The organism is uncultured Stenotrophomonas sp., assembly GCF_913778665.1.
GTDB lineage: Bacteria > Pseudomonadota > Gammaproteobacteria > Xanthomonadales > Xanthomonadaceae > Stenotrophomonas.
In genome coordinates, this window is sequence record NZ_CAJYVQ010000002.1 from 143708 (window position 1) to 166292 (window position 22585).

Below are 22585 nucleotides of genomic sequence, written 5' to 3' on the forward strand. Positions count from 1 at the left end.
AAACATCATGAGCAAGCCCCTGCAGGGTGAAATCGCACTGGTCACCGGCGCCAGCCGTGGCATTGGTGCCGCCATCGCCGATCTGCTGGCCGCCCAGGGCGCCACCGTGATCGGCACCGCCACCACCGAATCGGGCGCTGCCGCGATCGGCGAGCGCCTGGCGGCCCACGGTGGCCACGGCCGCGCGCTGAACGTGACCGACGCCACCGCGCTGGACAGCGTGCTGGACGGCATCGCCAAGGAATTCGGCGCGATCTCGATCCTGGTCAACAACGCCGGCATCACCCGCGACAACCTGCTGATGCGCATGAAGGACGAGGACTGGGCGTCGATCATCGACACCAACCTGACCAGCGTGTTCCGTACCAGCAAGGCGGTCATGCGCGGCATGATGAAGGCGCGCAAGGGCCGCATCATCAACATCGCCTCGGTGGTGGGCGTGACCGGCAATGCCGGCCAGGCCAACTACGCGGCCGCCAAGGCCGGCATCATCGGCTTCAGCAAGTCGCTGGCCAAGGAAATCGGTTCGCGCGGTGTCACCGTCAATGTGGTCGCGCCCGGCTTCATCGATACCGACATGACCAAGGCGTTGCCGGAAGAAGCGCGCACCGCGCTGATCAACGACATCGCCCTTGAACGCCTGGGTTCGCCGGAGGACATCGCCCATGCGGTGGCCTTCCTGGCCAGTCCGGCTGCCGGTTACATCACCGGCGAAACCCTCCATGTGAACGGCGGCATGTACATGCCGTAAGCAAGGGGCGCAGGGATTGCGCCGCAAGTGGTTGATCTGCTGAGGTTTTTGCTGCGATGCAAGGCCGCGCCGGTTTCCACTACACTATCCCACGGCCATCGCCTTTGATGGCGACCACTTTTGAACCACAACTCCATCTGGAGCGAGATCCCATGAGCACCATCGAAGAACGCGTCAAGAAAATCGTCGTCGAACAGCTTGGCGTCAAGGAAGAAGAAGTCACCAACAGCGCATCGTTCGTCGATGACCTGGGCGCTGACTCGCTGGACACCGTCGAGCTGGTGATGGCCCTGGAAGAAGAATTCGAGTGCGAGATCCCGGACGAAGAAGCCGAGAAGATCAGCACCGTGCAGGCCGCCATCGACTACGTCAAGGCCCACGTCAAGGCCTGATGTCAGACGGCAGTGCGCGTGCGAACTCATCCTCGCCGCGCACCGCACCCCATGGGGCCGCAGTTGCGGCCCCGTGTGTTTGGGCATCACATCGAAGCAAACCGAGTTACCCGTAGAAACCATCCGGGTCAGGAGAAACAGCAATGAAACGTCGCGTCGTCGTAACCGGCCTGGGTATCGTCTCGCCGTTGGGCAATGATCTGGCCAGCAGCTGGGAAGGCATCACCCACGGCCGTTCGGGCATCGGTCCGCTGACCAACGTTGCTGATGCCTACGTGGATCGGTTCACCACCAAGATTGCAGGTGAGGTCAAGGGATTCGACATCACCGCCGACAACGAACTGTTCGGCAAATTCCGGGTCAGCGGCAAGGATGCCAAGAAGATGGACCCGTTCATCCATTACGGCCTCGGTGCCTCGTTCATGGCCCTGCATGACTCGGGCCTGGAGATCACCGACGCCAATGCCGAGCGCATCGGTGCCATCGTCGGCGCCGGCATCGGCGGCCTGCTCGGCATTGAAGAGCAGACCATCGAGTTCCACGAGGGCAAGAAGATCTCGCCCTTCTACGTGCCCAAGACCATCATCAACATGCTGCCGGGCCAGCTGAGCATCATCACCGGCCTGAAGGGCCCGTCGTTCTCGGCGGTGTCGGCGTGCGCGACCTCGAACCATTCGATCGGCACCGCGATGCGCATGATCCAGTACGGCGATGCCGACGTGATGGTGGTCGGTGGTGCCGAGCGTGGCTCGTCGCCGACCGCGCTCGGCGGCTTCTGCGCGATGAAGGCCATGAGCACCCGCAACGACGCCCCGGAACAGGCTTCGCGCCCGTGGGACAAGGACCGTGACGGCTTCGTGCTGGGCGACGGTGCGGGCATCCTGATCCTGGAAGAATACGAGCACGCCAAGGCACGCGGCGCGAAGATCTATTGCGAACTGGCCGGTTTCGGCGCCAGTTCCGACGCGTACCACATGACCGCACCGAGCGAGAACGGCGAAGGCGCCGCGCGCTGCATGGTCATGGCGATGAAGGACGCCGGCGTGACCCCCGAACAGGTCGGTTACCTCAACGCGCATGGCACCTCCACGCCGCTGGGCGACCTCGGCGAAACGATGGCGATGAAGACCGCCTTCGGTGACCACGCCTACAAGATGATGGTCAGCTCCACCAAGTCGATGACCGGCCACCTGCTCGGCGCGGCCGGCGGCGTGGAAGCGATCTTCTCGGTGATGGCGCTGCAGGACAACATCATTCCGCCGACCATCAACCTGGAACAGCCGGGCGAAGGGTGCGACCTGGACTACGTGCCCAATGAAGCACGCCAGGCCAAGGTGGACGTGGTGATGTCCAACGGCTTCGGCTTCGGTGGCACCAACGGCACGCTGATCTTCAAGCGCGTCTGACCGGCATCGTCGCGACGCGACCCATCGGCAATCCGCCAAACGGATCAACGCCGTGCACCACGGAGCCGCCGCAAGGCGGCTTCCGTGCATCTGCCCCCCGAACTGGCCACCATGACCCACGCACCGCTGATCCACCCGCTGCCGAATCCGATCGACCTGCTGGCCCTGCAGCAGCACGATCCGTCGCGCTTCCCGCTGCTGATGGAATCCACCGCCTCGGGCACTGCCCAGGGCCGCTGGAGCCTGCTGCTGGCCACACAGGGCGATGGCCTGCGGCTGGACGCTGACGGCCAGGTGCGCGACCTGCACGGCGCTGTGCAGCCCGGCAGCTTCCTGCAGGCGCTGGATCGGGCCTGGCAGGCCGAACGCCTGCCACATGACGGCAGCCACAGCCTGCCGTTCCGCGGCGGCTGGGCGCTGATGCTGGACTACGAAGTTGCCAGCCAGATCGAACCGGTGTTGCCGGCGCGCGCACGTGACGATGGCGGGCCGACTGCCGTGGCGCTGCGTTGCCCGGCTGCCGTGCTGCACGACCATCACAACGACGCCAGCTTCGTCATCGCCGAAGCCGGCGAGCAGGCGCTGCTGGCGACGCTGGTGGCGCTGGCAGGGCAGGCGCTGCCAGAGCCGGGGCAGGACTGGCAGCCGCCGCAAACGGTCGGCGAGGACGCGCCGCAGCGCTTCACCGACGGCGTGCGCCGGGTGATCGACTACCTGCGTGCCGGGGACGTGTTCCAGGTGAACCTGTCGCGGCGCTGGAGCGCCCGTTTTGCCGCACCGGTCAGCCCCCAGGCGCTGTACGCCCAGCTGCGCCGCGCCAATCCGGCACCGTTCGCCGGCCTGTTCAGCGCGCAGGGCCGCCACGTGGTCAGTTCTTCGCCGGAACGGCTGGTCTCCGTGCATGCCGGCCATGCGCAGACCCGGCCGATTGCCGGTACACGGCCGCGCTTCGAGGGCGACGATGACGCCGCGCGCATCCAGGAGCTGGTCGGGCATCCCAAGGAGCGCGCCGAGCACGTGATGCTGATCGATCTGGAGCGCAACGACCTGGGCCGCATCTGCCTGCCCGGCACCGTGGTGGTCGATGAGCTGATGACCGTGGAGAGCTACGCGCATGTGCACCACATTGTCAGCAACGTCAGCGGCCATCTGCGCCCGGAGGTCACCCCTGGCGAGGTGATCGCTGCGACCTTCCCCGGCGGTACCATCACCGGCTGCCCGAAGGTGCGCTGCATGCAGATCATCAGCGAGCTGGAGCAGGTGCCGCGCGGCGCCTATACCGGCGCGTTCGGCTGGCTGAACCGCGATGGCGACCTGGACCTGAACATCCTGATCCGCACCGCCGAAGTGGATGGCCACGAGGTCAGCTTCCGCACCGGCGCCGGCATCGTGGTCGATTCGGACCCGGACAAGGAACTGGACGAGACTCGCGCCAAGGCGAGGGGCCTGCTGCGCGCGCTCGGCCAGCAGGGGTAGTGCCGGCGGGTGTCATTGTTCTGGTGGGTGCCGAGCTTGGTCGGCACGGGCACAGGCGCCGGTCATGACCCCACATCACCGGCACGGTATCCTGCACGACGGAATCGAGTTCAGAGGTAGTCCATGGCGGGAGCCAAGCGCGGGTGTCTGTTCGTGGTAACCCTGGTGGTGGTGCTGGCCGCCGTCGTGGCCGGTGCGGGCGCGTGGTTCTTCTACCAGCAGACCCAGTTCGCCGACGCGCGGATCACCCCGACCGCCGACAGTGTGGTCATCGCCAGCGGCGATGGCATGAACAGCGTGCTGCGCAAGCTGCGCGAGGCCGGCGTGGACGAAGGCCAGGATGCGCAATGGCAGTTGCTGGCGCGCCAGCTCGATGCGGCCGGCAAGCTGAAGGTGGGCGAATACGCACTGAGCGGCAACCTGACCCCGCGCGAGCTGCTGCTGCGGATGCGCGCCGGCAAGGTGCTGCAGCACCGCGTCACGATCGTCGAGGGCTGGAATATCCGCCAGCTGCGCGCCGCGCTGAAGCGTGCCGAGCCGCTGCTGCATACCACCGACACGCTCGATGACGCCGCGCTGATGCAGCGCCTCGGCTTCGGCGGCCAGCATCCGGAAGGCCGCTTCCTGCCGGAGACCTACGTCTACCAGCGCGGCGACAGTGATCTGGACGTGCTCAAGCGCGCCCATGCCGCGATGGAAAAGGCGCTGGAGGAAGCCTGGGAAAGCCGCGCACCGGACCTGCCGATCAACACGCCTTACGAACTGCTGACGCTGGCCTCGATCATCGAGAAGGAAACCGCGCTGGCCAGCGAGCGCCCGCAGATTGCCGGCGTGTTCATGCGCCGCCTGAAGATCGGCATGCGCCTGCAGACCGATCCAACCGTGATCTACGGCCTCGGTACGGCGTATGACGGCAACATCCGCCGTCGCGACCTGACGACCGATACGCCGTACAACACCTATACCCGTGCCGGCCTGACCCCGACCCCGATCGCCATGCCCAGCCGCGACGCGCTGATGGCCGCCGCGCAACCCGCTGCGGGCGACGCGCTGTACTTCGTCGCCGTCGGCGATGGCAGCGGCGCGCACGTGTTCTCGCCCAGCCTGGACCAGCACAACGCCGCCGTAGCCCGCTACCTGCAGCAGCTGCGCCAGCAACGTACCCAGGAGACCCCGGCGCAATGAGTCCCGCGCTGCTTCGCCACCCCCGTTTCGTCAGCCTGGAAGGCGGCGAGGGCGCGGGCAAGACCACCGCCATCAACGCCATCCGTGATTGCCTGCGCAGCCATGGTCATGACGTCGTGCTGACCCGCGAGCCCGGCGGTACGCCGCTGGCCGAGCGCATCCGCGGCCTGGTGTTGAAGCCCGATGCCGAGATCGCCGCCGAGCCGCTCAGCGCCGAGGCCGAGCTGCTGCTGGTGTTCGCCGCGCGCGCACAGCATGTACGCGAGGTGATCCAGCCGGCACTGCAGCGCGGTGCCTATGTGTTGAGTGATCGCTTCACCGATTCCAGCTATGCCTACCAGGGCGGTGGCCGTGGCCTCGATCCGCACTGGATTGCCGACCTGGAGCGCCGCGCAGTCGGCCTGCTGCCGGGCCTGACCCTGCTGCTGGATGTGGACGTCGCCGTCGGCCGCGCGCGCGCCAACGGGCGCGACCTGTGGCCGGACCGCATCGAGAGCGAGCAGGACGATTTCTTCCAGCGCGTGCGCGAAGTGTTCCGTCGCCGTGCACAGCAGGATCCGCAGCGCTTTGCGTTGATCGATGCGGGGCAGGAGCAGGCGCGCGTGGCCGCTGATGTGGTCGCATCTGTCGAGCGCTGGCTGCAGGACGGGGAGGGCGCATGAGCACGTTCTCGCCCTGGCAGCAGCGCGCGTTCGACCAGACCGTGGCCGCGCTGGATGCCGGTCGCCTCGGTCATGGCCTGCTGATCTGCGGGCCGGCCGGGCTGGGCAAGCGTGAGGTGGCGCTGGGATTGGCCGACCATGTGCTGGCACGTGGCGACGCGGCGCATGCCACGCGCACGCGCCAGCTGATCGCGGCCGGCACGCATCCGGACCTGCAGCTGGTCAGCTTCATTCCGAACAAGAGCGGCGACAAGCTGCGTACCGAGATCGTCATCGAACAGGTGCGCGAGATCACCGACACGCTGGCGCTGACCCCGCAGTACGGCGTGGCACAGGTGGTGATCGTCGACCCGGCCGATGCGATCAACCGCTCGGCCGCCAACGCGCTGCTGAAAACCCTGGAAGAGCCGCAGCCGGGCCGTTACCTGTGGCTGATCAGCAGCGACCCGGCACGCCTGCCGCAGACCATCCGCAGTCGCTGCCAGCGCCTGGAATTCAAGCTGCCGCCGCAGCACGAAGCGCTGGACTGGTTGCAGCAGCAGGGACACAGCGAGGCATCGGCGCGCGAAGCGCTGGAGGCCGCGCGCGGGCATCCCGGCCAGGCCGACAACTGGCTGCGCGAGGATGGCCTGAGCCTGCGCCGTGAAGTAGGCCGCGAGCTGGAACAGCTGGCGGCTGGCAAGACCGGCGCAGTGGAACTGGCGCAGAAGTGGTGTGGCGATGACAACGCGGCGTTGCGCCTGCGCTTTGCCGCCGACCTGGCGCTGGCCCAGGCCAGCACCGATGCCTTGACCACGCCGGAGCGATTGCACAAGCTTGCAGCCTGGTTCGATGCGGCCAACCGCACCCGCGACCTGCTGCGCACCACGGTGCGTGCAGACCTTGCGGTGGTCGAGTTGCTGCTGGCCTGGAACAAGGTGAACGAGCGGCCTGCCGCAAGGGGAAATCGATGATTGCCAGCAACGCCCGCCAGGGCATCCTGTCCCTGGCTGTGAAGGACAAAGCCGCGCTGTACAGCGCGTACATGCCGTTCGTGAAGAACGGCGGCATCTTCGTGCCCACGCCCAAGCGTTACTTCCTCGGTGACGAGGTGTTCCTGTTGCTGACCCTGCCCGATTCCAGCGAGCGCCTGCCGGTGGCGGGCAAGGTGATCTGGGTGACCCCGGCCGGCGCGCAGGGCAACCGCACCGCCGGTATCGGCGTACAGCTGGCGGATGGCGCAGAAGGCGAGGGCGTGCGCCACAAGATCGAGACGCTGCTGGCCGGCCTGACCAGCTCGGACAAGCCGACCCACACGATGTGAGGTAGCGCCGGGCGATGCCCGGCGGCGGCCTTCGAAACACCCGTGAACACGAATGTGAAAAAGTGTTGACGGCCTCTGAAAAGCCCCTATAATGAGCGGCTCAGCAACACACCGGGCGGTTAGCTCAGCGGTAGAGCATTGCCTTCACACGGCAAGGGTCACAGGTTCGATCCCTGTACCGCCCACCATGTTGCAGAACGAAAGAAGCCTCCAGGAATGGAGGCTTTTTTGTTGCCTGACCATCAGCGCGGCTTTCCAGCATCGTGCAGCGGCATCGTTGACAGCGCGACTCTCCGGCTCCCGCCACCGCGCGAAGCGCTCGGGGACGCACTTCACCGATGCGGGCAGAGGATTCCATCCATGTGCTGTTCCGTGGTTCCCGGCCGGCGTACTCTCGAGGCACTGCCGCGCCCCCATTCCCCGGAGTGCCACCATGCCGCTCGCCCGCATCGATCTTCGCAAAGGTAAATCCGCCGACTACCTGCAACGTGTCGGCGAAACCATCTACCAGGCCATGCGCGCGGTGGGCGTGCCGGAAAACGATCGCTTCCAGATCTTCCAGGAACACGAGCCCGGCACGCTGATCTACGACGCCAGCTACCTGGGCGTGGACCGCACTGACGATTTCATCTGCATCCAGATCACCTGGAACGAAGGGCGCACGCTGGAGCAGAAGAAGGCATTGTATGCCGGCATCGCCGAGGGCCTGCATGCAGCGGTGGGCATCCGCCGCGAGGATGTGTTCATCAACCTGGTGGAAGTGAAAAAGGAGAACTGGTCGTTCGGGAACGGGGTTGCGCAGTACGTGAGTTGATGCGCGAAAAGCATCCACGCCCGCGTGGATCTACACCTCGCTGCCGACCTGCTTGCCTTCGGTGGCGGCAGCACTGCGGGCCGCCTTCACTGCTTCGGCGCTGTTGGGTTGTTCGCACTCGATGCTGGTCACGTAGCCGTCGTGGCTGATGTTGTGCTCGGCACGCTTGACCAGCCACTGCCCATCCACGCCATCGCGGAAGCCCTGCATCACCACCGTGGCTTCGGCCATCAGCGTCTCGCGGCCGGGCAACGTGTAGCTCAGCGTACGCGTCTGCCGGGCCTGTTCCTGGTGCTTGGCACGCGCTGCAGCTTCGGCGGCTTCGCGGTCGGCGTAGGCCATGCGCAGGCGTACGATCGGTTCACCGCTGCCCAGCTTCACTTCCTGGCGCGTGGCACCGCGTACATCGCGATAGTAGGCGATGGTGGTGCCGGTCTTCTCGCGCGAGACGATGCTCACCTTGTAGCCACTGCCATCGGCCGGGGTCAGGGTGACGTCGGGAATGCGCTCACCGCTGGCACTGGTGGATTCACCTCGTTTGACGAACATCAGGCGGCCGCCGCCCGGCTTGGCGATGGCGTCATGCTGCTTGGCCAGGCGCAGCAGCAGGTTCATGTCCGACTCCTGCGACTGCACCGTCAGCGGCAGCGCGATCGATGCAAGCGACCCGCTCACGGCAGCCTCCATTCCGTGTTCGCCGGCCATGCGTTGCACCATGCCGCCGATGGTCGTGCCCTTCTTCCAGGTGCGCGTCTTCTGCGTCTGCAGATCGTTCTTGCCGCCCTTGCTGGCCTCGAACGGCGCCGCGCGGGCGCGCAGGGTCATGCTGCCCGGGTAGCCGGAAATCTCCACCTCGTCGCAGATGTACAGGCCCATGCGCCGCACGTCACCGTCGTAGCCGATGAAGGCTTCCAGCTCCGCGCCTGCCGGCGGCAGCTGGATCGGATCGGAAGGATCGTGGTCGGCCAGCTGCAGTTCCAGCATGTCCGAGTTGTTGTCGGTCTCGTCGGTGATCCGCAGCGACTTGAAGCGCGACCTGATGGTATCGGTGATGTCCTGGTTGTTGGCCACCACGCGGAATGCCGGTGTGATGTTCAGTCCCACAGGGCCACTCCCTTGCGTTCGTTGGCCGGGCGCTGCACGTCCGGCAGGGTGATCGCCATGCCTGCGGGCAGTACCGCGCCGCGTGCGGCAAGGCCCGGGTTGGCGTCGAATACCGCGCGCAGGATGGCCGGTGATTGTTCGCCATAGTGCGTGTATGCGATGCGGTCGACGACGTCGCCGTCGCGGGTGTTATACGTTCGTGCCATCACTGTGCTTCCGCAGGGAGAGGGTGAATTCGTGCCGTTGGATTCCGGCATCGGCAGTGAAACCGGAGGCGGTGGCGTCGATCTTGTCGATGACCCACAGCCCCAGGTTCCCGCCCTTGCCGGTCAGCAACCGCTGTGGCTTGCCCTGCGCGGCCAGCTTGCGCAGCTGCGAGAGCTCATTGCCGGCACCGCGGAACGCATAGTGGATGACGCCAGGCAGCGTCATGCTGGCCTTGCCGGGCCCGGTGTACTGCAGCGCAGCCATCTGGCCGATGCGTTCCTGCGCTGCCCAGCCATACTCGTTGCTCTGCTGGATGTCCTGGAACACGGCGGTGTTGAGGCTGAACTTGAAGCCCCCCAGCATCAGTAGCACCGGAGCGTTGCCGGAATCGTTGGCTTTGAACTGCGACAGCAGCTTGTCCACTGTGCCGGTTACGAACTCGCGCTTCATGCTCAATTCCTGTCTGCAAGGCCACCACGGGCGGCAACCGCGTTGCGACGCTGCAGTTCGTCGGCGGTGCGACGTGCTACGGATTCGCTGGATTCACCTGGTTGCTGGTGGATGGTGATGTTGTTGGTCTGTTGTTGCTGCACGGTGGTGACGCCGCGTGGAGTGGGCGCGGGCATGTCCGGTGCCGGACGGCCCTGCATTGCGCGGCGCAGGCTGTCCTCCTGCTCTCGGACGGCGGGCCTGTCACCCATTGCCACCGCAACACCGGTATACAACGCATCGTTCAGGCCGCCTCGGCCCTGGGCGCGCATGTTGCTGTATCCAACCACACCGTTGCCGATGCTCTTCATGCCATCGACTGCGCCTTCCTTGAACTGCCCCAGGAAGCCTGATGCAACGTCCAGACCCTTGCCGACAAGCCCTCCCAGATCACCCAGCGGACCATCGATCAGCTCCAGCAGGGGCTTCAGTGCATCCATCACCACGTTGATCGCGGCGCGGGCAGTCTCCTTCATCGAATCCCATCTGCCGATCAGCGCGGTACCAATGGTTTCGCCCAGGGACATCGCTGCATCATTGAGGAATACGATGGTCTGGATGATGTTGCCGACGGCAGCGATTGCCATGCGGAAACTTTCAAACAGCAGGGTGCCGACGAAGCGGCCCACTTCGCCAACACGCGAGAGCGCGTCGCCGCTGTACTCGACCGGTGCGATCAGCTGGCTGATCCAGTTCCATACCCGGCTGAACACTTCGCCCATTGCCTCCCAAACCGGGCGCAGTGGCTCGACAGCGGCCATGATCTCGCCCATCGCGGCACCGGCGGAGTCGCTCACCCCCTGCCAGAGTCCTCCGAGGAATGCCTTGATCGGCTCCCAGTATTTGCGCACCAGGATGGCGCCTGCGGTGATCGCTGCGATGGCGATCGTTATCGGCCCGCCACCGATGGCGGCCACGGCAGTTGCGACGATGCGGAAGCCCGACGCCAGGCGCATCGCCATCGGCCCGAAGCGTCCCAACTGGGCCAGCAGGCTGCCGCCACGGAACAGCTCGAAGGCCTTCTGCGCAGCCAGGATCGGGCCCTGCAGGAAGGTCCAGGCGTAGCGGGCGCCGAGCACCGCGGTGCGCATGCCCAGCATGCCGACCACGATCTGCGTGGTGTTGGCGATCAGCTTCGGGTTTTCCTGCACGAACGAGGTGACCCCGTTCAGCAGTTCGGTGAGCTTGACCGCGGCCTCGCCCACCGCCGGCAGCAGCGCGGCACCGAAGGCCTTGGACAGGTTGTCCACGGCGATCTTGGCGCCCTCGATCTTCTGCGGGTCGGTCTGCATCGCATCGGCATAGGCTGCATCGGTGGTGCCCGCCGATCCATTCAGCGCCTTGTCGCGGACACGCACGTAGGTGTCCCAGTTCTCGATCATCGGCTGGACGAAGTTCTTCGCCTGGGCATCGCTGAACAGTGCGCCGATCTTTTTCTGGTCGCCCGCGGTGGCCTGGATGATCCCCTGCATCGCAGCATCGAAGGGATTGCCGCCGCTGGTCTGTGCATCGCCGATGATCTTGCGCAGATCCAGCCTCAGGCTCTTCTTGGCCTTCTCCTGAATGTCCGGCGAGAGCACCTCGGACATGAAGCTCTTCATGTTGCTGGCGGCCTTGTCGGCGCCGCCTGCCGAGTCCAGCGTGGCTTCCAGTGCCGCACCCAGCGTAGCCGCCGCCGATGTGCCCTGCAGCTTCATCGCCTCGAACGAGGAACCCAGCACCGGCAGCACCTGGGCCATGTCCTTCAGGCCCAGGCTGCCCTGCTGGCTGTTCACCACCAGCACGTCCAGCGCGTTCTGCATGCGCGAGGGATCGATATCGAACGACTGCTGCAGGGCGGCCGCGGCTTGGGCCACATCATCGATGCTGGCACCCGTGACGGTGGTGGTCCGCCCGACAGCACCGAGGCTGGCCTGGGCCGCCTGCGCATCCATGCCGGCGTCGATCATCAGCCTGATCGAGCGCTGCAGCGCGTCGGCGCCCTGGTTGGTTGCACGCGACTGTTCCAGGATGGCCTGCCCCAGTGCGCTGACCTGGGCGCGGCTGAGGTTGGCTGCCACGCCGATCTGCTGGTTCTGGCGGGCGAAGCCGGAGGCGTTTTCGACCGGCTTGGCCAGCGCGGTAACGGCCGTGCCAAGCGTGCCGCGTGCCTCGCCAAATGCCGAGCCGAGCTTCCCGCGCTTCTCCAGGTTGGCGTCGCGCTTTGCTTCGATGCTCTCCAGCGCCACCTGCGAGGCACGCAGAGCATCGACCTGGGTACGCATGCGGGCGTACTCCTTGCTGGTCGTACTCATGCGCGCGAGCCTGCGATCCAGCAGGGTCACCTCGGTGCCGAGGCGCTTGATACCGTCGTTGGCAAAGGAGAAGGCGTCCTTCAGTGATTTGGACACCTCGCCGCCGATCGTGATCGTTGTCGTTTGAACGTTATTGGCCATGTACCGGCAACCCCTGAATCCACCAGATGAACTTCGACACCCGCAGCGTCATGATCTCGCGCAGGCCCCAGCCGGTATGCCCGGCCAGGGCGAGCGCTCCCTGCCTGATCTGCGGCAGGGTCAGGTGGTAAAAAGCGCCACGCCTGCCTGCAGTCGGGCGTAGTCGCGCAACGGCATCTTGCGCACGTCTTCCGGCGAGATCTCGCACAGGTTGGCGATCATCCGCACTTCGCGCTGTGCATCGCTGCCCTTGTCGTCCTGGTAGCGCTCCATGTCTTCCACGGTCGGCTCGCGCATGCGCAGCACGGCAGTTTCCATGCCGTTGACCTGGCGCGGGCGGGTGAGGGTGATCTCGGCGAAACCATCGCGCTCGATGACGGTGTCGGTGGGGGTCTTGGTTTTGCTGGACATGGATGCGTTCCTGGAATGCGATGCGGTGCGATGGATGCGGTGCGATGGATGCGGGGGCGCGAGGCGCCCCCGGGTTCTTCAATGCGGCGAGGGTTCAGATGCCCAGTGCGCCGCGGATGCCGGCCAGCACGTCCACGCCACCCTGGCGCGCGATCATGTTGACCACGTCGATCTCCTGCACGACCTGGGCGCCATGGGTCAGCTTGTAGTAGCTCAGCGCGAGGTTGACCTTGATCGTGCCCTTCTCGCCAACCTTGGTTTCGCCGCGGTCCAGCAGCTTCACCTTGCCGCGCATGTTGTGCACGACCTGGGTCACTTCGCCGTCATCGCCTTCCAGGGCTTCACGGGCGGTGAAGCCGTATTCCTTGCTTTCGATGACGTGGAACTTGCTCATGATCTCCGCGTCGTCGGAGGCGAACTCGACATCGGCGGTCAGCTTTTCGTGGCCGAGCACGATCTCGGTCGGGGCGAGCATCCCGCCGGCCTGGAAGTCCTCGGTCTTCAGCGACAGCTTGGGGGCGGTGAAGGACATCACGCTGCCGGCATAACCCTTGCCGTCGACGTAGAAGTTGAAGTTTTTGCGGATCTTGCGCGCCATGCTTAGAAGATCTCCGAGACGTAGTTGTTGTTCATGTGCATGCGGAAGGTCAGCTGCTCACCCGGGTAGGTCGGGGTGAAGTCGAAGTCCCAGTAGAAGCGGCCCTGGGCCACGCTGTCCGCTGCGTTCAGTTCGGGGTCGATCCAGCAGTTGCCGCCGAGGATCGCGCCCTGGGTCTTCAGGCCGCGCAGGAAGGCATTGACGCCCTCGCGCACGTCATCGACGTAGGTCTTGCTGATGCCGCGGTCGACGGCCCACAGGTGGGCAGCTTCCAGGCTGTCGGCGATGATGTCGGCGGTGCGCACCACGCACAGGAACTGCCACTTCGGATCGATGCTGGTGGTGCGGTTGCCCCACAGGCGGAAGCCCCCTTCGCGGATGACCGTGGCCACGTTGGCCTGGTTCAGCAGGTTGGCGCGGCTGGTGGCATCGGACAGGCCGAAGTCGATCGCACGCGCGGTGCCGACCACGCCGTTGAGTTCCAGGTTCGACGGCGACGCCCACCAGCCGCGTTCGTTGTCGCTGCGTGCGATGGCACCGGCCACGGCAGCGGAGGCATAGCGGCTGACGATGGCATCGCCGGACTGCACCAGCAGTGCCGGGTCGACCACGTAGACGCGCTTGGAGCCGGTCAGGGCGGTGGTGCTCTTGGCCGCGTCGTCGTTGCTGTTCGGGCCATCCTTGATGATCACCGCGCGCAGCTTGTCGGCAATGCCGAGCAGCTCGGCTACGACCGGGTTGGCCAGCACGGCCTCCGGCTTGGCCGGGTCGGCCGGGTGCACGTGGGTGAAGCCGGGTGCGACCAGGATGCGCGGCTTGACGCCGACGATGGACTTGGCGGCCAGCAGTGCATGCACGCCTTCGTAGGCGCCGGTCTGCGCGTTCACGCCGCCCAGTACGTTGGCCAGGGTGGCGCTTTCATTGGCACCGTTCTCGACGCGGATGACGACGACGACGGCACTGGACTGGTCGAAGATCGCGTCGAGCGCACCGGGCAGCGTGCCGGCTTCAGTGCCGGTCTTGGCCGACAGCTTGGCGGCCTGCGACGGCGAGGTCACCAGGACAGGCGTGTTGATGGGGAACGCTTCGGTGTCGGCCAGCGGCGCGGTGCCGACGATGCCGATCACGCTGCTGGAGGCGATGGCAATCGATCGGGCACCGGTATCGATGTTGACGACCTGTACGCCATGGAGAAATTCGGTCATTCGGGGTTCTTCCTCGGTGTGGGTGTGTGCCGGCTTGTGCAGGCGACGGGGTAATGTTCGGAGAATGTGGCGGTCGCGATAATTGCAGCGGTGGCCCGCTGATCGATCAGACCCAGCCGGAGGCGCTGACGCTGGCGGTGAAGGTGGAGACCTGCGCGTTGCCGCCGGCACGACGCAGCGCGACGGAAATGCTGACGCTGTCCGATTCGTAGCTGGCGGACCTGGCGGGGACGCTGATCGACACGCCTGCCGACGGTGCCGCCGATGCCGGCACGAACGAGGGAGCACTCGTGCTGAAGGAAGCTTTGGCGGGCGAGGAGCCGGTGATCTGCACTTCGTACTCGGAAACGCTTGCACCTGCCGGAAGCCACTGGCCCGACGCTGCTACTGAGCTGCCTCCATTGCCGCCACCGGCGACGCCCGTGCGGATGGCATAGGTGCCGTCGGCATAGATCAGGATCGAGACGGTAGCCGACACCGACCCGGTGGAGTTGGTCTTGGCGCCATTGCTTGCCGAGTAGCCCTTGCCATGGAACGGCAGCCTGTAGGTGGCGCTGCCGCGGGCCGCCCACAGGTTGGATACGTCCATGCCGTTGATGCGATGGCCGACATCGGCACGCTTGCTGCCGTACTGGATGTGTGCGTATCGGCGGCTGAGGTCGGTGCCGCCGATACGGCGGCCCGAATCCTGGGCCAGCGGACCTTCTACATAGGGATCGAACAGGTCATCGAAATCCATGCCCGCGGAGCGATAGCCACTGGCCATGTCAACGCTCCGCCTTCAGCGCGCGAACTTCGGCGGCCAGCTCCTGGATGGCCTTGGCCATCACCGGCAGCAGCTGGTCGAGCTTGACCGATGCCACGCGCTCACCTTGGAACTCTACGCCTTCCAGGTCGACCGCTTCCGGCACCAGTTCGGCCAGCTGCTCGGCGACGAAGAACAGACGGCGACGACCGTCGTCGTTGTACTCCGGCTTGTAGTGGCCGGCGGCCAGTTCCATGCGTTCAACCGCAGCGAGTCCGTATGGCTGCACGCCGTCGATGTCTTTCAGTTTGCGCGAGGAGCCGAAGTCGTATCCCCCCGTTGTGGTAAGCACGCCGTTTCCGCCAAGGATCATTGCGGCACCCATGCTGCTCGGATAGGTGCTGATGCCCCACTGCATGGTGCCGGCGGCCATCCACCATCCACCCTGGATCGAGTTGTCCAGCATGCCGAATCCGCCGCCGAATGAGCCCTCCGAAGTGAAGCCAAAACCTGTAATGCCGGTGGCGGGGTTGGTAAACTCCGGCGCAGTGGTGACTTGTCCAGAGTTGGACATGCGGATGCCACGGCGCAACGAGGGGTTGTAGAAGTGGAAGCCGTTGCTGATCGCATGCATTTCCGCGAAGCTGCTGCCGTCACCGGTGACGGCTTCAATCGTTGTACGTGGAAAGCCGTTGAGAGTCTGCGAGTGGAATCGGATGCCTGGCTGGGAATCGCCCGCGGCGCGGAACATTGACGGCCCGCTGGCGAAAATCCCGGAGTTGAAGTTGTGCCGCGTACCGTAGTAGTTCATCGGCACGTATGCATCGACAGCCGGGTTGGTACCCATGATGCACGGGAAACCGTCGCCGGAAACGGTGATGCGAACTTTGTTGCTGGCTGCCGGGCCGGCGGTGATGTGCGAGAGATTCTTCAACTCGCCAGTCATTGTGTCGCCGGACTTGTTGACCTTGCCCGCAGGTTCGAAGTTGCCGCTGGTCCAGATGTTTCCGCCTGCATTGAGCGTAGCGGTGTACGCCCCTTCCAGATTGCGGAAGGTGAACGAGGATCCGGACTTGAAGAGATAGCTGTCGCCGTTGCCGAAGTAGACGACACCATCGGTCGCGGTGCTGCCCCAACCGGACAGGCGCAGCGAGTTGTTGAAGATGGAAACCGCGCCGGTGAACGTCCCGCCACTCTTGTCCATCTTCGCTTCAGGCGAGAAGTTCCCGGCATGCCACATTGCCGAGCCATTCCAGCGTGGCGTATCGCCATGCTTGATGGTGATCTCGCTGCTGGCACTGCGATCTGCGCTCCATACGCGCCACAGGCTGGAATTGCCCCAGCCGCCGATGAAGGATTGTTCGGCGCCGGCGGCACCGAAGCCCATCAACGGATACGTGCCGCTGATGAACTGCTGGTCGGTGAACGTGTTGCCGCCCCTGGAGGCCTTGCCATCCAGTGCCGACTGCAGCCCGGTCACATCAGCAATCACATGCTTGTGGCCCACCGTGGCGAAGTCGCCGGCCAGGGCGAACTCGGAGGCGTGCTTGCCGTCCAGGGTATCGGCGTCCAGGCCGTTGCCATGCCCGGTGTCCTTCAGCGCGGCATTCTTCAGCTCCAGCGCAGTGCGCGCCGACGCGGTGTTCGCCGCAGACAGCAGCGTCTTCGCCAGTGCGGTCGGGGCGCTGGCACCGAAGCGCTTGTCGGTGTAGGCGCGTACGCCACGCGGGGTCACCGCGCGCTGGGTGTCGGTCGCATCTTCGGCTTCGGTGCTGGTGGCCAGCTCGACCACACCGACCACCTCGGTGGTGGCCGGCGGATAGAGGAAGTCGGCGTCGCCGAACTGGATCTGCGTCGTGTCGATCCCGCTGAAGCGCGTGTCGGTGGCCAGCAGCAGCATCGACGCGGACGACTTCTCCATGATCGGATCCGCCTGGCCGTAGCTGGCGAACAGGGTGCCGTCGGCCAGGTACAGGCCGAAGCCGCGCAGCGTGTAGGAGGTGGCGCTGTCGTCACGGATGGTGACGTGTACGGTGTCATCGCCCACCGCCTGGCCGCCAAAGGTGGCGACGCGCTTGATCTCGCCGGGCAGCGCGGTGAGCCCCGCCGAAGGCACGAAGGCGGTCGAGGTCAGGCCGATCTGGGTGATCAGCACGGCGTTGGTGCCGGTGTTCGGCGGATTGACCAGCTTGGCGAAGCCGGCATCGGTGATTTTCAAGCGCATGCGGGGGTTACTCTCCGATCAGTTGAAGGCGGCGGAAGGCCGTGGCGTGGGCGGCTGCAAGTGCGCCGATGGCGGCGTCGGCCTGCATGCCCTGGGTAAAGGTGAAGTGCGAGCGCACCGGCTTGGTCCGGGTGATTTCGCCGATGACGTCCTCGACGAACATCGCGGTGGCCGACTGGCCGCCCTGGTTGGCGATGGTCATCACCGCTTCGAAGGTGTGCGGCGCGCCCCTGGGCTGCAGCTGCCACCACTCGCGGATCAGCACCGAGCCACCGAAGGCGGCCACCACGTCGCGCACGCTGCCGGCGGTGCCCTTGCGGCGCTGGATGGCGATGGCTGCACGCACCCGGGCGCGCTTCACGGCTTCGGGCCAGTAGGCCTTCCATTCGTCCACCGACAGCGCCCAGGCCAGCCAGGGCAGCAGTGCGGTCGGGCAGCGGTCGGCATCCCACAGCGCGGTGATGTCCACCGGCAACGGACGTGCAACGATGGCGCGGGCAAGCGCGCGCTCGGCGTGGGTGGCGTTGGCGGGCAGCAGGTTGGCCGCCGAGGGCACCACCACCTGGGCGTCACCATCGATGACCTCGCCGGGCGCTGGTGCAGCGGCCAGGGTGACCAGGCCACCCTCGATGGCGACGCCCTGCAGTGGCTGCCGCCGCTGCGCATCGGTGCGGTACACCGCCTGCAGGCTAGCCAGCGCGCCGCCGGGGTGGCGGAAGGTGCGGTTGCGGCCATCGATCGCGCCGCGCAGGCGCGCGTTGATCAGGCGCGTGCTCGGCTCATTCATCGGTGCCGCCATGGGTCAGGGTCACGCCGGTGCAGTGCGTGGCCTGGGTGCGGTCCACCACCACATCTGCAGCTGGATGGACGATCTCCACGCGCTGTACGCCCTCGGCATGCAATGCGGCGAACAACCCCGAACGGGTGACATCGCGGCCGAGACGATGTGACTCGCTGATGTAGCGGTCCAGGCGGGTGCGCGCTTCGGCAAGCACGACCTGCGAATCCGGGCCGGCAAAGGTGAACAGCGTGGCGTCGACCGTGTAGTTGACGATCATTGCCGGCTTCACCAGCACGTGGTCGGTCAGCGGTCGCACGTCATCCGCGCTCAGCTTCGCCTCGACGATGTCGAGCAGGCCCTGGGTAGCGGTGCCATCGCCTTCGCGCGACAGCACCGAGACCACGACTTCGCCGGGGGCGGGACTGGTCGCACTGGCGTCGAGCACGCGCGGGTCCGCGCTCAGCGCATGGAACACATAGGCACCTTCCGGTCCTGCCACGCTGAATCCTTCCGGGCCCAGCTGGATGCGGCGGCGGAAGTCCTCATCGCTTTCATATCGAGGAGGAACGCCTTCCTGCGGTTTGCCCGGGTCGAGTACCTGGCGGACGACGCCGAAGATCGCGGCGAGGTGGTCCAGGTCGCTGCCACCGGCATAAGCCAGCATCACGCCACGCGCGGCGTCGTTGACGCGCTGGCGATCGAGCAGGCGCAGGTAGGTGCAGACCTCCAGGATCTTGAAGGCGGGGTCCGACGGCAGCAGCGCGTCGAAAGTGGGATCCAGGGCCTGCAGTGCGGTCAGCGATTCGTCGAACATGGCTTCGAAATCGAGCACTTCGATGACCGCCGGTGCAGGCAGCTGGGACAGATTGACACTGGTGAACGAGCCGGATGCCACGGTTAGCGAACCTCGATTCCTTCGATGGTGATGGCCTCGCCGTCCGGCAGGTGGATCCCGGTCACTGCCAGGATCATCACGCCGGGGGCGGGGAGGGAGACGTCGACGTTCTCGACGTGGAGACGCGGTTCCCATCGCGCGAGTGCGTCGATGGTGGCTGCGATCAGGTCCATGCGCAGCGAGCGGTTGGTCGGCGCATCGATCAGTTCAAACACGCGTGAACCGTATTCGCGGCGCAGTACGCGGGAGCCAAGGGGCGTGGTGAGAATGTCACGCACGGACTGGTGAAGATGGGCGAGCCCATCCAGTGATTTGCCGGTGTTGGCGTCGATTCCTCGCATGGCCTTTATCGTCGTGGAGTGCGGGTTCTCAGGGCATTGCAGGTGTGGCCGCTCAGGCCTGCGCCGGTGTGGTGGGTGCGGTGGGGCCCTGCGCGGTGTGCTTGTGCGCCTTCAGGCCGATGGCGCCGGCCTTGATCTCGCCGGGGGTGCTGATGTCCTTGCCGGCGCTGATTGCACCGGTCACCTCCAGGTCGCCGGTGGCCTTGAGCGACGGCGTGTCGATCAGCACCGATTCGCTGGCGATCACCTGCGCGCTTGCACAGCTGACGATGACCTTGCCGCGGCCGACGTTGATGCTCAGCGTGGTGGTTTCCTGGTCGTATTCGACGATGCTGCCGTCGGCGAACGCGGTGCGTTGCCGCAGGCGCGAGTCGGCCGACGGCGGAAAGCGGTCCTGGTACAGGCTGCCGAGTACAAGCGCCTGGCCGGGGTCGCCATAGGGGCACGCCAGCACGACCTGCTCGCCTGGTTCGGGCGCGCACCAGCTGCGTACGCCCGGCCCCGCGCGGCGCTCCAGCCAGGGAATCCAGTCGGTGAGCATGCCGTCGGCATCGACGCGCACGCGCGCTGCCGCTTCATCCAGTTCGCGCACCACGCCGATCATCAGCAGATTGCCGATCAGCCGCGCGTGCTCGGCGCTCATGGCGAGCGCTCCGGCAGCGGCTGGTAGCGGAGCTCATGGGCGCGGCCGATCTCCGGCGCGAAGCTGAAGCTGGCGCGCGGCACCACGCCGCCGGTCTCTTCCCAGGCGTTGCTGCCCAGAGCCATTGGCAGCGACCATTCGACGATCCAGCTGCGCAGGCCCGGTTGCGCCGTCGCGGCGTCTTCGGGCAATGCGGCGATCACGTCGATCGCGCCGCTGGCCACGCCGGGAAAGCGGCCGCGCTGATGCAGCCAGGTGGCCAGTTCAACGGCGGTATTGCGAAGCTGCAGTGCCGCAGCGGGTGCGGCGGTCGGCAACACAACGCGGGCCTCGAAGCGCAGCAGGGACTGCATCAGGCCGCTGCCATCGGTGTTGTCCCTGCTGCGGTCGCAGCGGGTCATCGCCAGCAGGCAGGCCGGTGTCGGCATGTCTTCGGTGCTGGCCTCGCGATGAAACTCGACGGTTGCGAAGTCCGGGAAGCGCGCATGGATGGCTGCTTCAATGGCGGCAAGCAGTGCATCCAGCGGAGGAGGAGAGGAGTCGATCGCCATGTCAGCTCGTGCGTTGAATGGAAAAGGTGCGTGGCCAGTGTTGCCATCGCTGCCGTTGCGCGGCATTGCAGGCGTGGCCGGGTCAGCGCGTGGACGCGGCGGGTCGCGCAGCGGTGCTTCCACACCCGGCGGGCTTCAGCGGTTCTGCGCCGTTGAGGGTGATGCCGCGCTGCTCGGCGAGGCTGCACAGCAGGGCGTGCAGTTGATCGGCCAGTGCGTGGTACTGGCCTGCAACCGCCACGTGATTGCGCAGCAGTGCACTGTCGTCGGCGCCGTCGAGGTCGGGCAGTGCCGGCGCGGCACGCAGTTGCGCCGGCGCGATGGCCAGATCAACGCGGCAGTGCGCCGCCGGCATTGGCTTGGCGCCAGATGCGCACGAACTCAGCATCAGCATTGCCGCGATCGCGGCCAGGAGTCTTGGCATGGGTGTCGATGTCCCGTTGCAGGGCGTTGAACTGGCGGGTGCGCTCGGCCTGCGTGGCCAGGCGCTGCGATTCGGCGCGGGCGCCGGCCCGGGCATTGGCGAGGTCCTGCTGGTGCGCGGCCTGCGCGCTGTCGGCGCGTGCAGCCTGCTGGACCGTCTCGCTGTTGGCGTGGGCGAGTTCGGCGCTGCGGTCACGCAGCGTCCAGCCCAGCCAGGCGCAGCCTGCGTGGCTGCCGATGAGCAGCAGCAGGCCGATCCGCAACCGCAGTGCAAGCGGCGTCATGCCAGGCGCCCACCGGCGGTGCGATAGGCCACGCGCAGCGTCTCCAGCGTGTGTTCCTTCTGCCCGTAACCGGCCCCGGGCAGTGATGCCCAGATGCGCCGCGCGGCGACCACGGCATCATCGAAGCGCCCGAGACGGATCAGTTCGAAGGCGCCGCATTGCTTGAGCAGGGCGACCGCAGCGAGGTCCTGCGAGACCGGACCGAAGTCGGGCAGGCGCAGGCGCGCGCGCAGATCGTCCCAGGTACTGCGCAGGAACTGGTAGCGGCCGGCGGCGCTGGACTTGATCCCGTAGCGCGGCAGTGCCACCAGGATGCGCGGGTGGTCGCGGTAGTCATTGAACAGCTGGCCACCGACGATCACGTCGTAGCCACGATCGCGCGTGCGCTGGGCGGGAATGTCGGTGCCCTCGGAGACAGCCAGCATGTCCAGGAACGCGGCGACGTTCGCGCCCCCGAGAGCACTGGCGGCAGCGGCGGTCATGCCGCAGCGGCCGGCTGCTTGCGCACCAGGTCCAGCAGCGCGTCTATCTGCACGCTCTGCTGGGCGATCTGGGCACGCAGGGCACTGACTTCACCACGCAGTTGGCCGATCTCCTGGGCCATCGCCTCTCGCTCGTGCATCAGCCCATCGGCGCGGGTGCGCTCGGCCGCGAGCTGATCCTGCAGGGTGCGCAGGGTATTGCTGGTGGCTGCATCGGCGGTGCGGTCGACCTTGGCCGACGACAGCCACTGGCGCAGCCACAGCGAGACCGCGATCAGCACGCCCGAGGTTCCGCCCAGGTACTTGGCCCAGTCCGGCACGCCGGCCAGGAGATCGGCCTCGTTCATGCGCGGATGTACCCCTTGAGCAGTGCCGGATGAACCGGGGGCGGCGGCGTGCAGCGGGCATCGCGCAGGGCGCGCTTGATGGTGGTCTGGGAGACACCGAACTCACGCGCGACATGCTCGCGTGGCATGCCGCTGGCGACCGCGCGCGCGATCCGCTCGCGGCGTTCGTGCGCACCGGCGGCGAAGCAGGAGGCCAGGAACAACAGTTCGCCGCCGAAGTGCGCGACCAGGCGCTGGGCGTCGTCGCGGCCGAGGATGTCGATCAGGCGGTGCTGATCGGGTAGCGTGGAAGGAACGTAGACGATGACGCGGTGACGGCCGGTGGCGCTGGAGGTGGTCGGCGGCCACGCTCGCACCAGCGTGAGGGCGGCGGATTCGCCGATGACCTCGGCCAGAGTCTGGATGCTGTCGGGCAGGGCGTTCATGGGAAA

28 protein-coding genes and 1 tRNA gene are annotated in these 22585 nt (G+C 66.4%); 10 read left to right on the forward strand and 19 right to left on the reverse strand.

The genetic code is table 11. The annotated features are described in order from the left end of the window. Positions 1-7 precede the first annotated feature (7 nt). The 10 genes from fabG (at position 8) to QZ853_RS01500 (ending at position 7989) form a co-directional block, all read left to right on the forward strand. On the forward strand, positions 8-751 hold the full coding sequence (fabG, locus tag QZ853_RS01455; protein WP_164082450.1) for a 3-oxoacyl-ACP reductase FabG: 744 nt from the start codon (positions 8-10) through the stop codon (positions 749-751). 152 nt (positions 752-903) lie between these two features. Then, positions 904-1143: an acyl carrier protein gene (acpP, locus tag QZ853_RS01460; RefSeq protein WP_005408313.1), complete on the forward strand. Its 240-nt coding sequence runs from the start codon at positions 904-906 to the stop codon at positions 1141-1143. Between the two features lie 143 nt (positions 1144-1286). Continuing rightward, positions 1287-2549, forward strand: coding sequence for a beta-ketoacyl-ACP synthase II (fabF, locus tag QZ853_RS01465; RefSeq protein WP_295570143.1), 1263 nt, complete (start codon positions 1287-1289; stop codon positions 2547-2549). Between the two features lie 111 nt (positions 2550-2660). After that, a complete protein-coding gene (locus QZ853_RS01470) occupies positions 2661-4025 on the forward strand; it encodes an aminodeoxychorismate synthase component I (protein ID WP_295571118.1) in 1365 nt (454 codons plus the stop codon). 123 nt (positions 4026-4148) lie between these two features. After that, positions 4149-5210, forward strand: a complete 1062-nt coding sequence (gene mltG, locus QZ853_RS01475; RefSeq protein ID WP_295570145.1) for an endolytic transglycosylase MltG — start codon at positions 4149-4151, stop codon at positions 5208-5210. Beyond that, positions 5207-5872 carry a dTMP kinase gene (gene tmk, locus QZ853_RS01480; protein WP_295570148.1) on the forward strand — a complete coding sequence of 222 codons (666 nt, stop codon included), beginning with the start codon at positions 5207-5209 and terminating at the stop codon, positions 5870-5872. The genes mltG and tmk overlap by 4 nt, the downstream gene beginning before the upstream one ends. After that, a complete protein-coding gene (locus QZ853_RS01485; protein ID WP_295570150.1) occupies positions 5869-6825 on the forward strand; it encodes a DNA polymerase III subunit delta' in 957 nt (318 codons plus the stop codon). The genes tmk and QZ853_RS01485 overlap by 4 nt, the downstream gene beginning before the upstream one ends. After that, positions 6822-7175, forward strand: coding sequence for a PilZ domain-containing protein (locus QZ853_RS01490; RefSeq protein WP_295570152.1), 354 nt, complete (start codon positions 6822-6824; stop codon positions 7173-7175). The genes QZ853_RS01485 and QZ853_RS01490 overlap by 4 nt, the downstream gene beginning before the upstream one ends. Positions 7176-7288: 113 nt before the next feature. Continuing rightward, positions 7289-7363 (forward strand) — tRNA-Val (locus tag QZ853_RS01495). Between the two features lie 245 nt (positions 7364-7608). Then, positions 7609-7989, forward strand: a complete 381-nt coding sequence (locus QZ853_RS01500) for a tautomerase family protein (RefSeq protein WP_106549828.1) — start codon at positions 7609-7611, stop codon at positions 7987-7989. 30 nt (positions 7990-8019) lie between these two features. Here the strand turns inward: QZ853_RS01500 and QZ853_RS01505 are convergent, their stop codons facing one another. From QZ853_RS01505 to QZ853_RS01595, 19 genes are all read right to left on the reverse strand, one after another. Next, positions 8020-9093, reverse strand: coding sequence for a contractile injection system protein, VgrG/Pvc8 family (locus QZ853_RS01505; RefSeq protein WP_295570155.1), 1074 nt, complete (start codon positions 9091-9093; stop codon positions 8020-8022). Then, the gene (locus QZ853_RS01510; RefSeq protein WP_049430174.1) at positions 9084-9299 is read right to left on the reverse strand and encodes a tail protein X; all 216 of its coding nucleotides are present in this window, start codon (positions 9297-9299) and stop codon (positions 9084-9086) included. The genes QZ853_RS01505 and QZ853_RS01510 overlap by 10 nt, the downstream gene beginning before the upstream one ends. Continuing rightward, positions 9283-9750, reverse strand: coding sequence for a phage tail protein (locus QZ853_RS01515; protein ID WP_049430173.1), 468 nt, complete (start codon positions 9748-9750; stop codon positions 9283-9285). The genes QZ853_RS01510 and QZ853_RS01515 overlap by 17 nt, the downstream gene beginning before the upstream one ends. Positions 9751-9752: 2 nt before the next feature. Further along, positions 9753-12179: a phage tail tape measure protein gene (locus tag QZ853_RS01520; protein ID WP_295570156.1), complete on the reverse strand. Its 2427-nt coding sequence runs from the start codon at positions 12177-12179 to the stop codon at positions 9753-9755. Between the two features lie 165 nt (positions 12180-12344). Continuing rightward, complete coding sequence (locus QZ853_RS01525; RefSeq protein WP_012479296.1) at positions 12345-12635, reverse strand: phage tail assembly protein; 291 nt, start codon at positions 12633-12635, stop codon at positions 12345-12347. Between the two features lie 94 nt (positions 12636-12729). Further along, positions 12730-13233: a phage major tail tube protein gene (locus QZ853_RS01530; protein WP_110711318.1), complete on the reverse strand. Its 504-nt coding sequence runs from the start codon at positions 13231-13233 to the stop codon at positions 12730-12732. A 2-nt stretch (positions 13234-13235) separates the two neighbouring features. Beyond that, complete coding sequence (locus QZ853_RS01535) at positions 13236-14438, reverse strand: phage tail sheath C-terminal domain-containing protein (RefSeq protein ID WP_295570158.1); 1203 nt, start codon at positions 14436-14438, stop codon at positions 13236-13238. Between the two features lie 106 nt (positions 14439-14544). Continuing rightward, a complete protein-coding gene (locus tag QZ853_RS01540) occupies positions 14545-15204 on the reverse strand; it encodes a hypothetical protein (protein ID WP_295570160.1) in 660 nt (219 codons plus the stop codon). A 1-nt stretch (position 15205) separates the two neighbouring features. Continuing rightward, positions 15206-17407: a tail fiber domain-containing protein gene (locus tag QZ853_RS01545; RefSeq protein WP_295570162.1), complete on the reverse strand. Its 2202-nt coding sequence runs from the start codon at positions 17405-17407 to the stop codon at positions 15206-15208. A 7-nt stretch (positions 17408-17414) separates the two neighbouring features. Further along, positions 17415-17963, reverse strand: a complete 549-nt coding sequence (locus tag QZ853_RS01550; protein WP_295571120.1) for a phage tail protein I — start codon at positions 17961-17963, stop codon at positions 17415-17417. A 223-nt stretch (positions 17964-18186) separates the two neighbouring features. Continuing rightward, positions 18187-19083 carry a baseplate J/gp47 family protein gene (locus QZ853_RS01555; RefSeq protein WP_295570164.1) on the reverse strand — a complete coding sequence of 299 codons (897 nt, stop codon included), beginning with the start codon at positions 19081-19083 and terminating at the stop codon, positions 18187-18189. 2 nt (positions 19084-19085) lie between these two features. Next, the gene (locus QZ853_RS01560; protein ID WP_295570166.1) at positions 19086-19424 is read right to left on the reverse strand and encodes a GPW/gp25 family protein; all 339 of its coding nucleotides are present in this window, start codon (positions 19422-19424) and stop codon (positions 19086-19088) included. A gap of 52 nt (positions 19425-19476) precedes the next feature. Continuing rightward, positions 19477-20067: a phage baseplate assembly protein V gene (locus QZ853_RS01565; RefSeq protein WP_295570168.1), complete on the reverse strand. Its 591-nt coding sequence runs from the start codon at positions 20065-20067 to the stop codon at positions 19477-19479. Beyond that, on the reverse strand, positions 20064-20618 hold the full coding sequence (locus tag QZ853_RS01570) for a hypothetical protein (protein ID WP_295570170.1): 555 nt from the start codon (positions 20616-20618) through the stop codon (positions 20064-20066). Before QZ853_RS01570 ends, QZ853_RS01565 begins: the two co-directional genes overlap by 4 nt. 82 nt (positions 20619-20700) lie before the next feature. Next, entirely contained in the window at positions 20701-20973 is a 273-nt protein-coding gene (locus QZ853_RS01575) for a hypothetical protein (protein ID WP_295570172.1), read from the reverse strand. Then, on the reverse strand, positions 20948-21325 hold the full coding sequence (locus QZ853_RS01580) for a hypothetical protein (protein ID WP_295570174.1): 378 nt from the start codon (positions 21323-21325) through the stop codon (positions 20948-20950). Before QZ853_RS01580 ends, QZ853_RS01575 begins: the two co-directional genes overlap by 26 nt. After that, positions 21322-21807: a glycoside hydrolase family 104 protein gene (locus QZ853_RS01585; RefSeq protein ID WP_295570176.1), complete on the reverse strand. Its 486-nt coding sequence runs from the start codon at positions 21805-21807 to the stop codon at positions 21322-21324. The genes QZ853_RS01580 and QZ853_RS01585 overlap by 4 nt, the downstream gene beginning before the upstream one ends. Continuing rightward, entirely contained in the window at positions 21804-22154 is a 351-nt protein-coding gene (locus QZ853_RS01590; protein ID WP_295570178.1) for a hypothetical protein, read from the reverse strand. Before QZ853_RS01590 ends, QZ853_RS01585 begins: the two co-directional genes overlap by 4 nt. Then, a complete protein-coding gene (locus tag QZ853_RS01595; protein WP_295570180.1) occupies positions 22151-22579 on the reverse strand; it encodes a helix-turn-helix domain-containing protein in 429 nt (142 codons plus the stop codon). The genes QZ853_RS01590 and QZ853_RS01595 overlap by 4 nt, the downstream gene beginning before the upstream one ends. Between the last annotated feature and the right edge of the window lie 6 nt (positions 22580-22585).

Excerpts from the sequence above, each read along its gene's own strand:
- fabG (WP_164082450.1), top strand. The coding sequence starts at position 8 with ATGAGCAAGCCCCTGCAGGGTGAAATCGCACTGGTCACCGGCGCCAGC.
- acpP (WP_005408313.1), top strand. The coding sequence starts at position 904 with ATGAGCACCATCGAAGAACGCGTCAAGAAAATCGTCGTCGAACAGCTT.
- fabF (WP_295570143.1), top strand. The coding sequence starts at position 1,287 with ATGAAACGTCGCGTCGTCGTAACCGGCCTGGGTATCGTCTCGCCGTTG.
- QZ853_RS01470 (WP_295571118.1), top strand. The coding sequence starts at position 2,661 with ATGACCCACGCACCGCTGATCCACCCGCTGCCGAATCCGATCGACCTG.
- mltG (WP_295570145.1), top strand. The coding sequence starts at position 4,149 with ATGGCGGGAGCCAAGCGCGGGTGTCTGTTCGTGGTAACCCTGGTGGTG.
- tmk (WP_295570148.1), top strand. The coding sequence starts at position 5,207 with ATGAGTCCCGCGCTGCTTCGCCACCCCCGTTTCGTCAGCCTGGAAGGC.
- QZ853_RS01485 (WP_295570150.1), top strand. The coding sequence starts at position 5,869 with ATGAGCACGTTCTCGCCCTGGCAGCAGCGCGCGTTCGACCAGACCGTG.
- QZ853_RS01490 (WP_295570152.1), top strand. The coding sequence starts at position 6,822 with ATGATTGCCAGCAACGCCCGCCAGGGCATCCTGTCCCTGGCTGTGAAG.
- QZ853_RS01500 (WP_106549828.1), top strand. The coding sequence starts at position 7,609 with ATGCCGCTCGCCCGCATCGATCTTCGCAAAGGTAAATCCGCCGACTAC.
- QZ853_RS01510 (WP_049430174.1), bottom strand. The coding sequence starts at position 9,299 with ATGGCACGAACGTATAACACCCGCGACGGCGACGTCGTCGACCGCATC.
- QZ853_RS01515 (WP_049430173.1), bottom strand. The coding sequence starts at position 9,750 with ATGAAGCGCGAGTTCGTAACCGGCACAGTGGACAAGCTGCTGTCGCAG.
- QZ853_RS01525 (WP_012479296.1), bottom strand. The coding sequence starts at position 12,635 with ATGTCCAGCAAAACCAAGACCCCCACCGACACCGTCATCGAGCGCGAT.
- QZ853_RS01530 (WP_110711318.1), bottom strand. The coding sequence starts at position 13,233 with ATGGCGCGCAAGATCCGCAAAAACTTCAACTTCTACGTCGACGGCAAG.
- QZ853_RS01535 (WP_295570158.1), bottom strand. The coding sequence starts at position 14,438 with ATGACCGAATTTCTCCATGGCGTACAGGTCGTCAACATCGATACCGGT.
- QZ853_RS01540 (WP_295570160.1), bottom strand. The coding sequence starts at position 15,204 with ATGGCCAGTGGCTATCGCTCCGCGGGCATGGATTTCGATGACCTGTTC.
- QZ853_RS01545 (WP_295570162.1), bottom strand. The coding sequence starts at position 17,407 with ATGCGCTTGAAAATCACCGATGCCGGCTTCGCCAAGCTGGTCAATCCG.
- QZ853_RS01560 (WP_295570166.1), bottom strand. The coding sequence starts at position 19,424 with ATGCGAGGAATCGACGCCAACACCGGCAAATCACTGGATGGGCTCGCC.
- QZ853_RS01565 (WP_295570168.1), bottom strand. The coding sequence starts at position 20,067 with ATGAGCGCCGAGCACGCGCGGCTGATCGGCAATCTGCTGATGATCGGC.
- QZ853_RS01570 (WP_295570170.1), bottom strand. The coding sequence starts at position 20,618 with ATGGCGATCGACTCCTCTCCTCCTCCGCTGGATGCACTGCTTGCCGCC.
- QZ853_RS01575 (WP_295570172.1), bottom strand. The coding sequence starts at position 20,973 with ATGCCGGCGGCGCACTGCCGCGTTGATCTGGCCATCGCGCCGGCGCAA.
- QZ853_RS01580 (WP_295570174.1), bottom strand. The coding sequence starts at position 21,325 with ATGACGCCGCTTGCACTGCGGTTGCGGATCGGCCTGCTGCTGCTCATC.
- QZ853_RS01585 (WP_295570176.1), bottom strand. The coding sequence starts at position 21,807 with ATGACCGCCGCTGCCGCCAGTGCTCTCGGGGGCGCGAACGTCGCCGCG.
- QZ853_RS01590 (WP_295570178.1), bottom strand. The coding sequence starts at position 22,154 with ATGAACGAGGCCGATCTCCTGGCCGGCGTGCCGGACTGGGCCAAGTAC.
- QZ853_RS01595 (WP_295570180.1), bottom strand. The coding sequence starts at position 22,579 with ATGAACGCCCTGCCCGACAGCATCCAGACTCTGGCCGAGGTCATCGGC.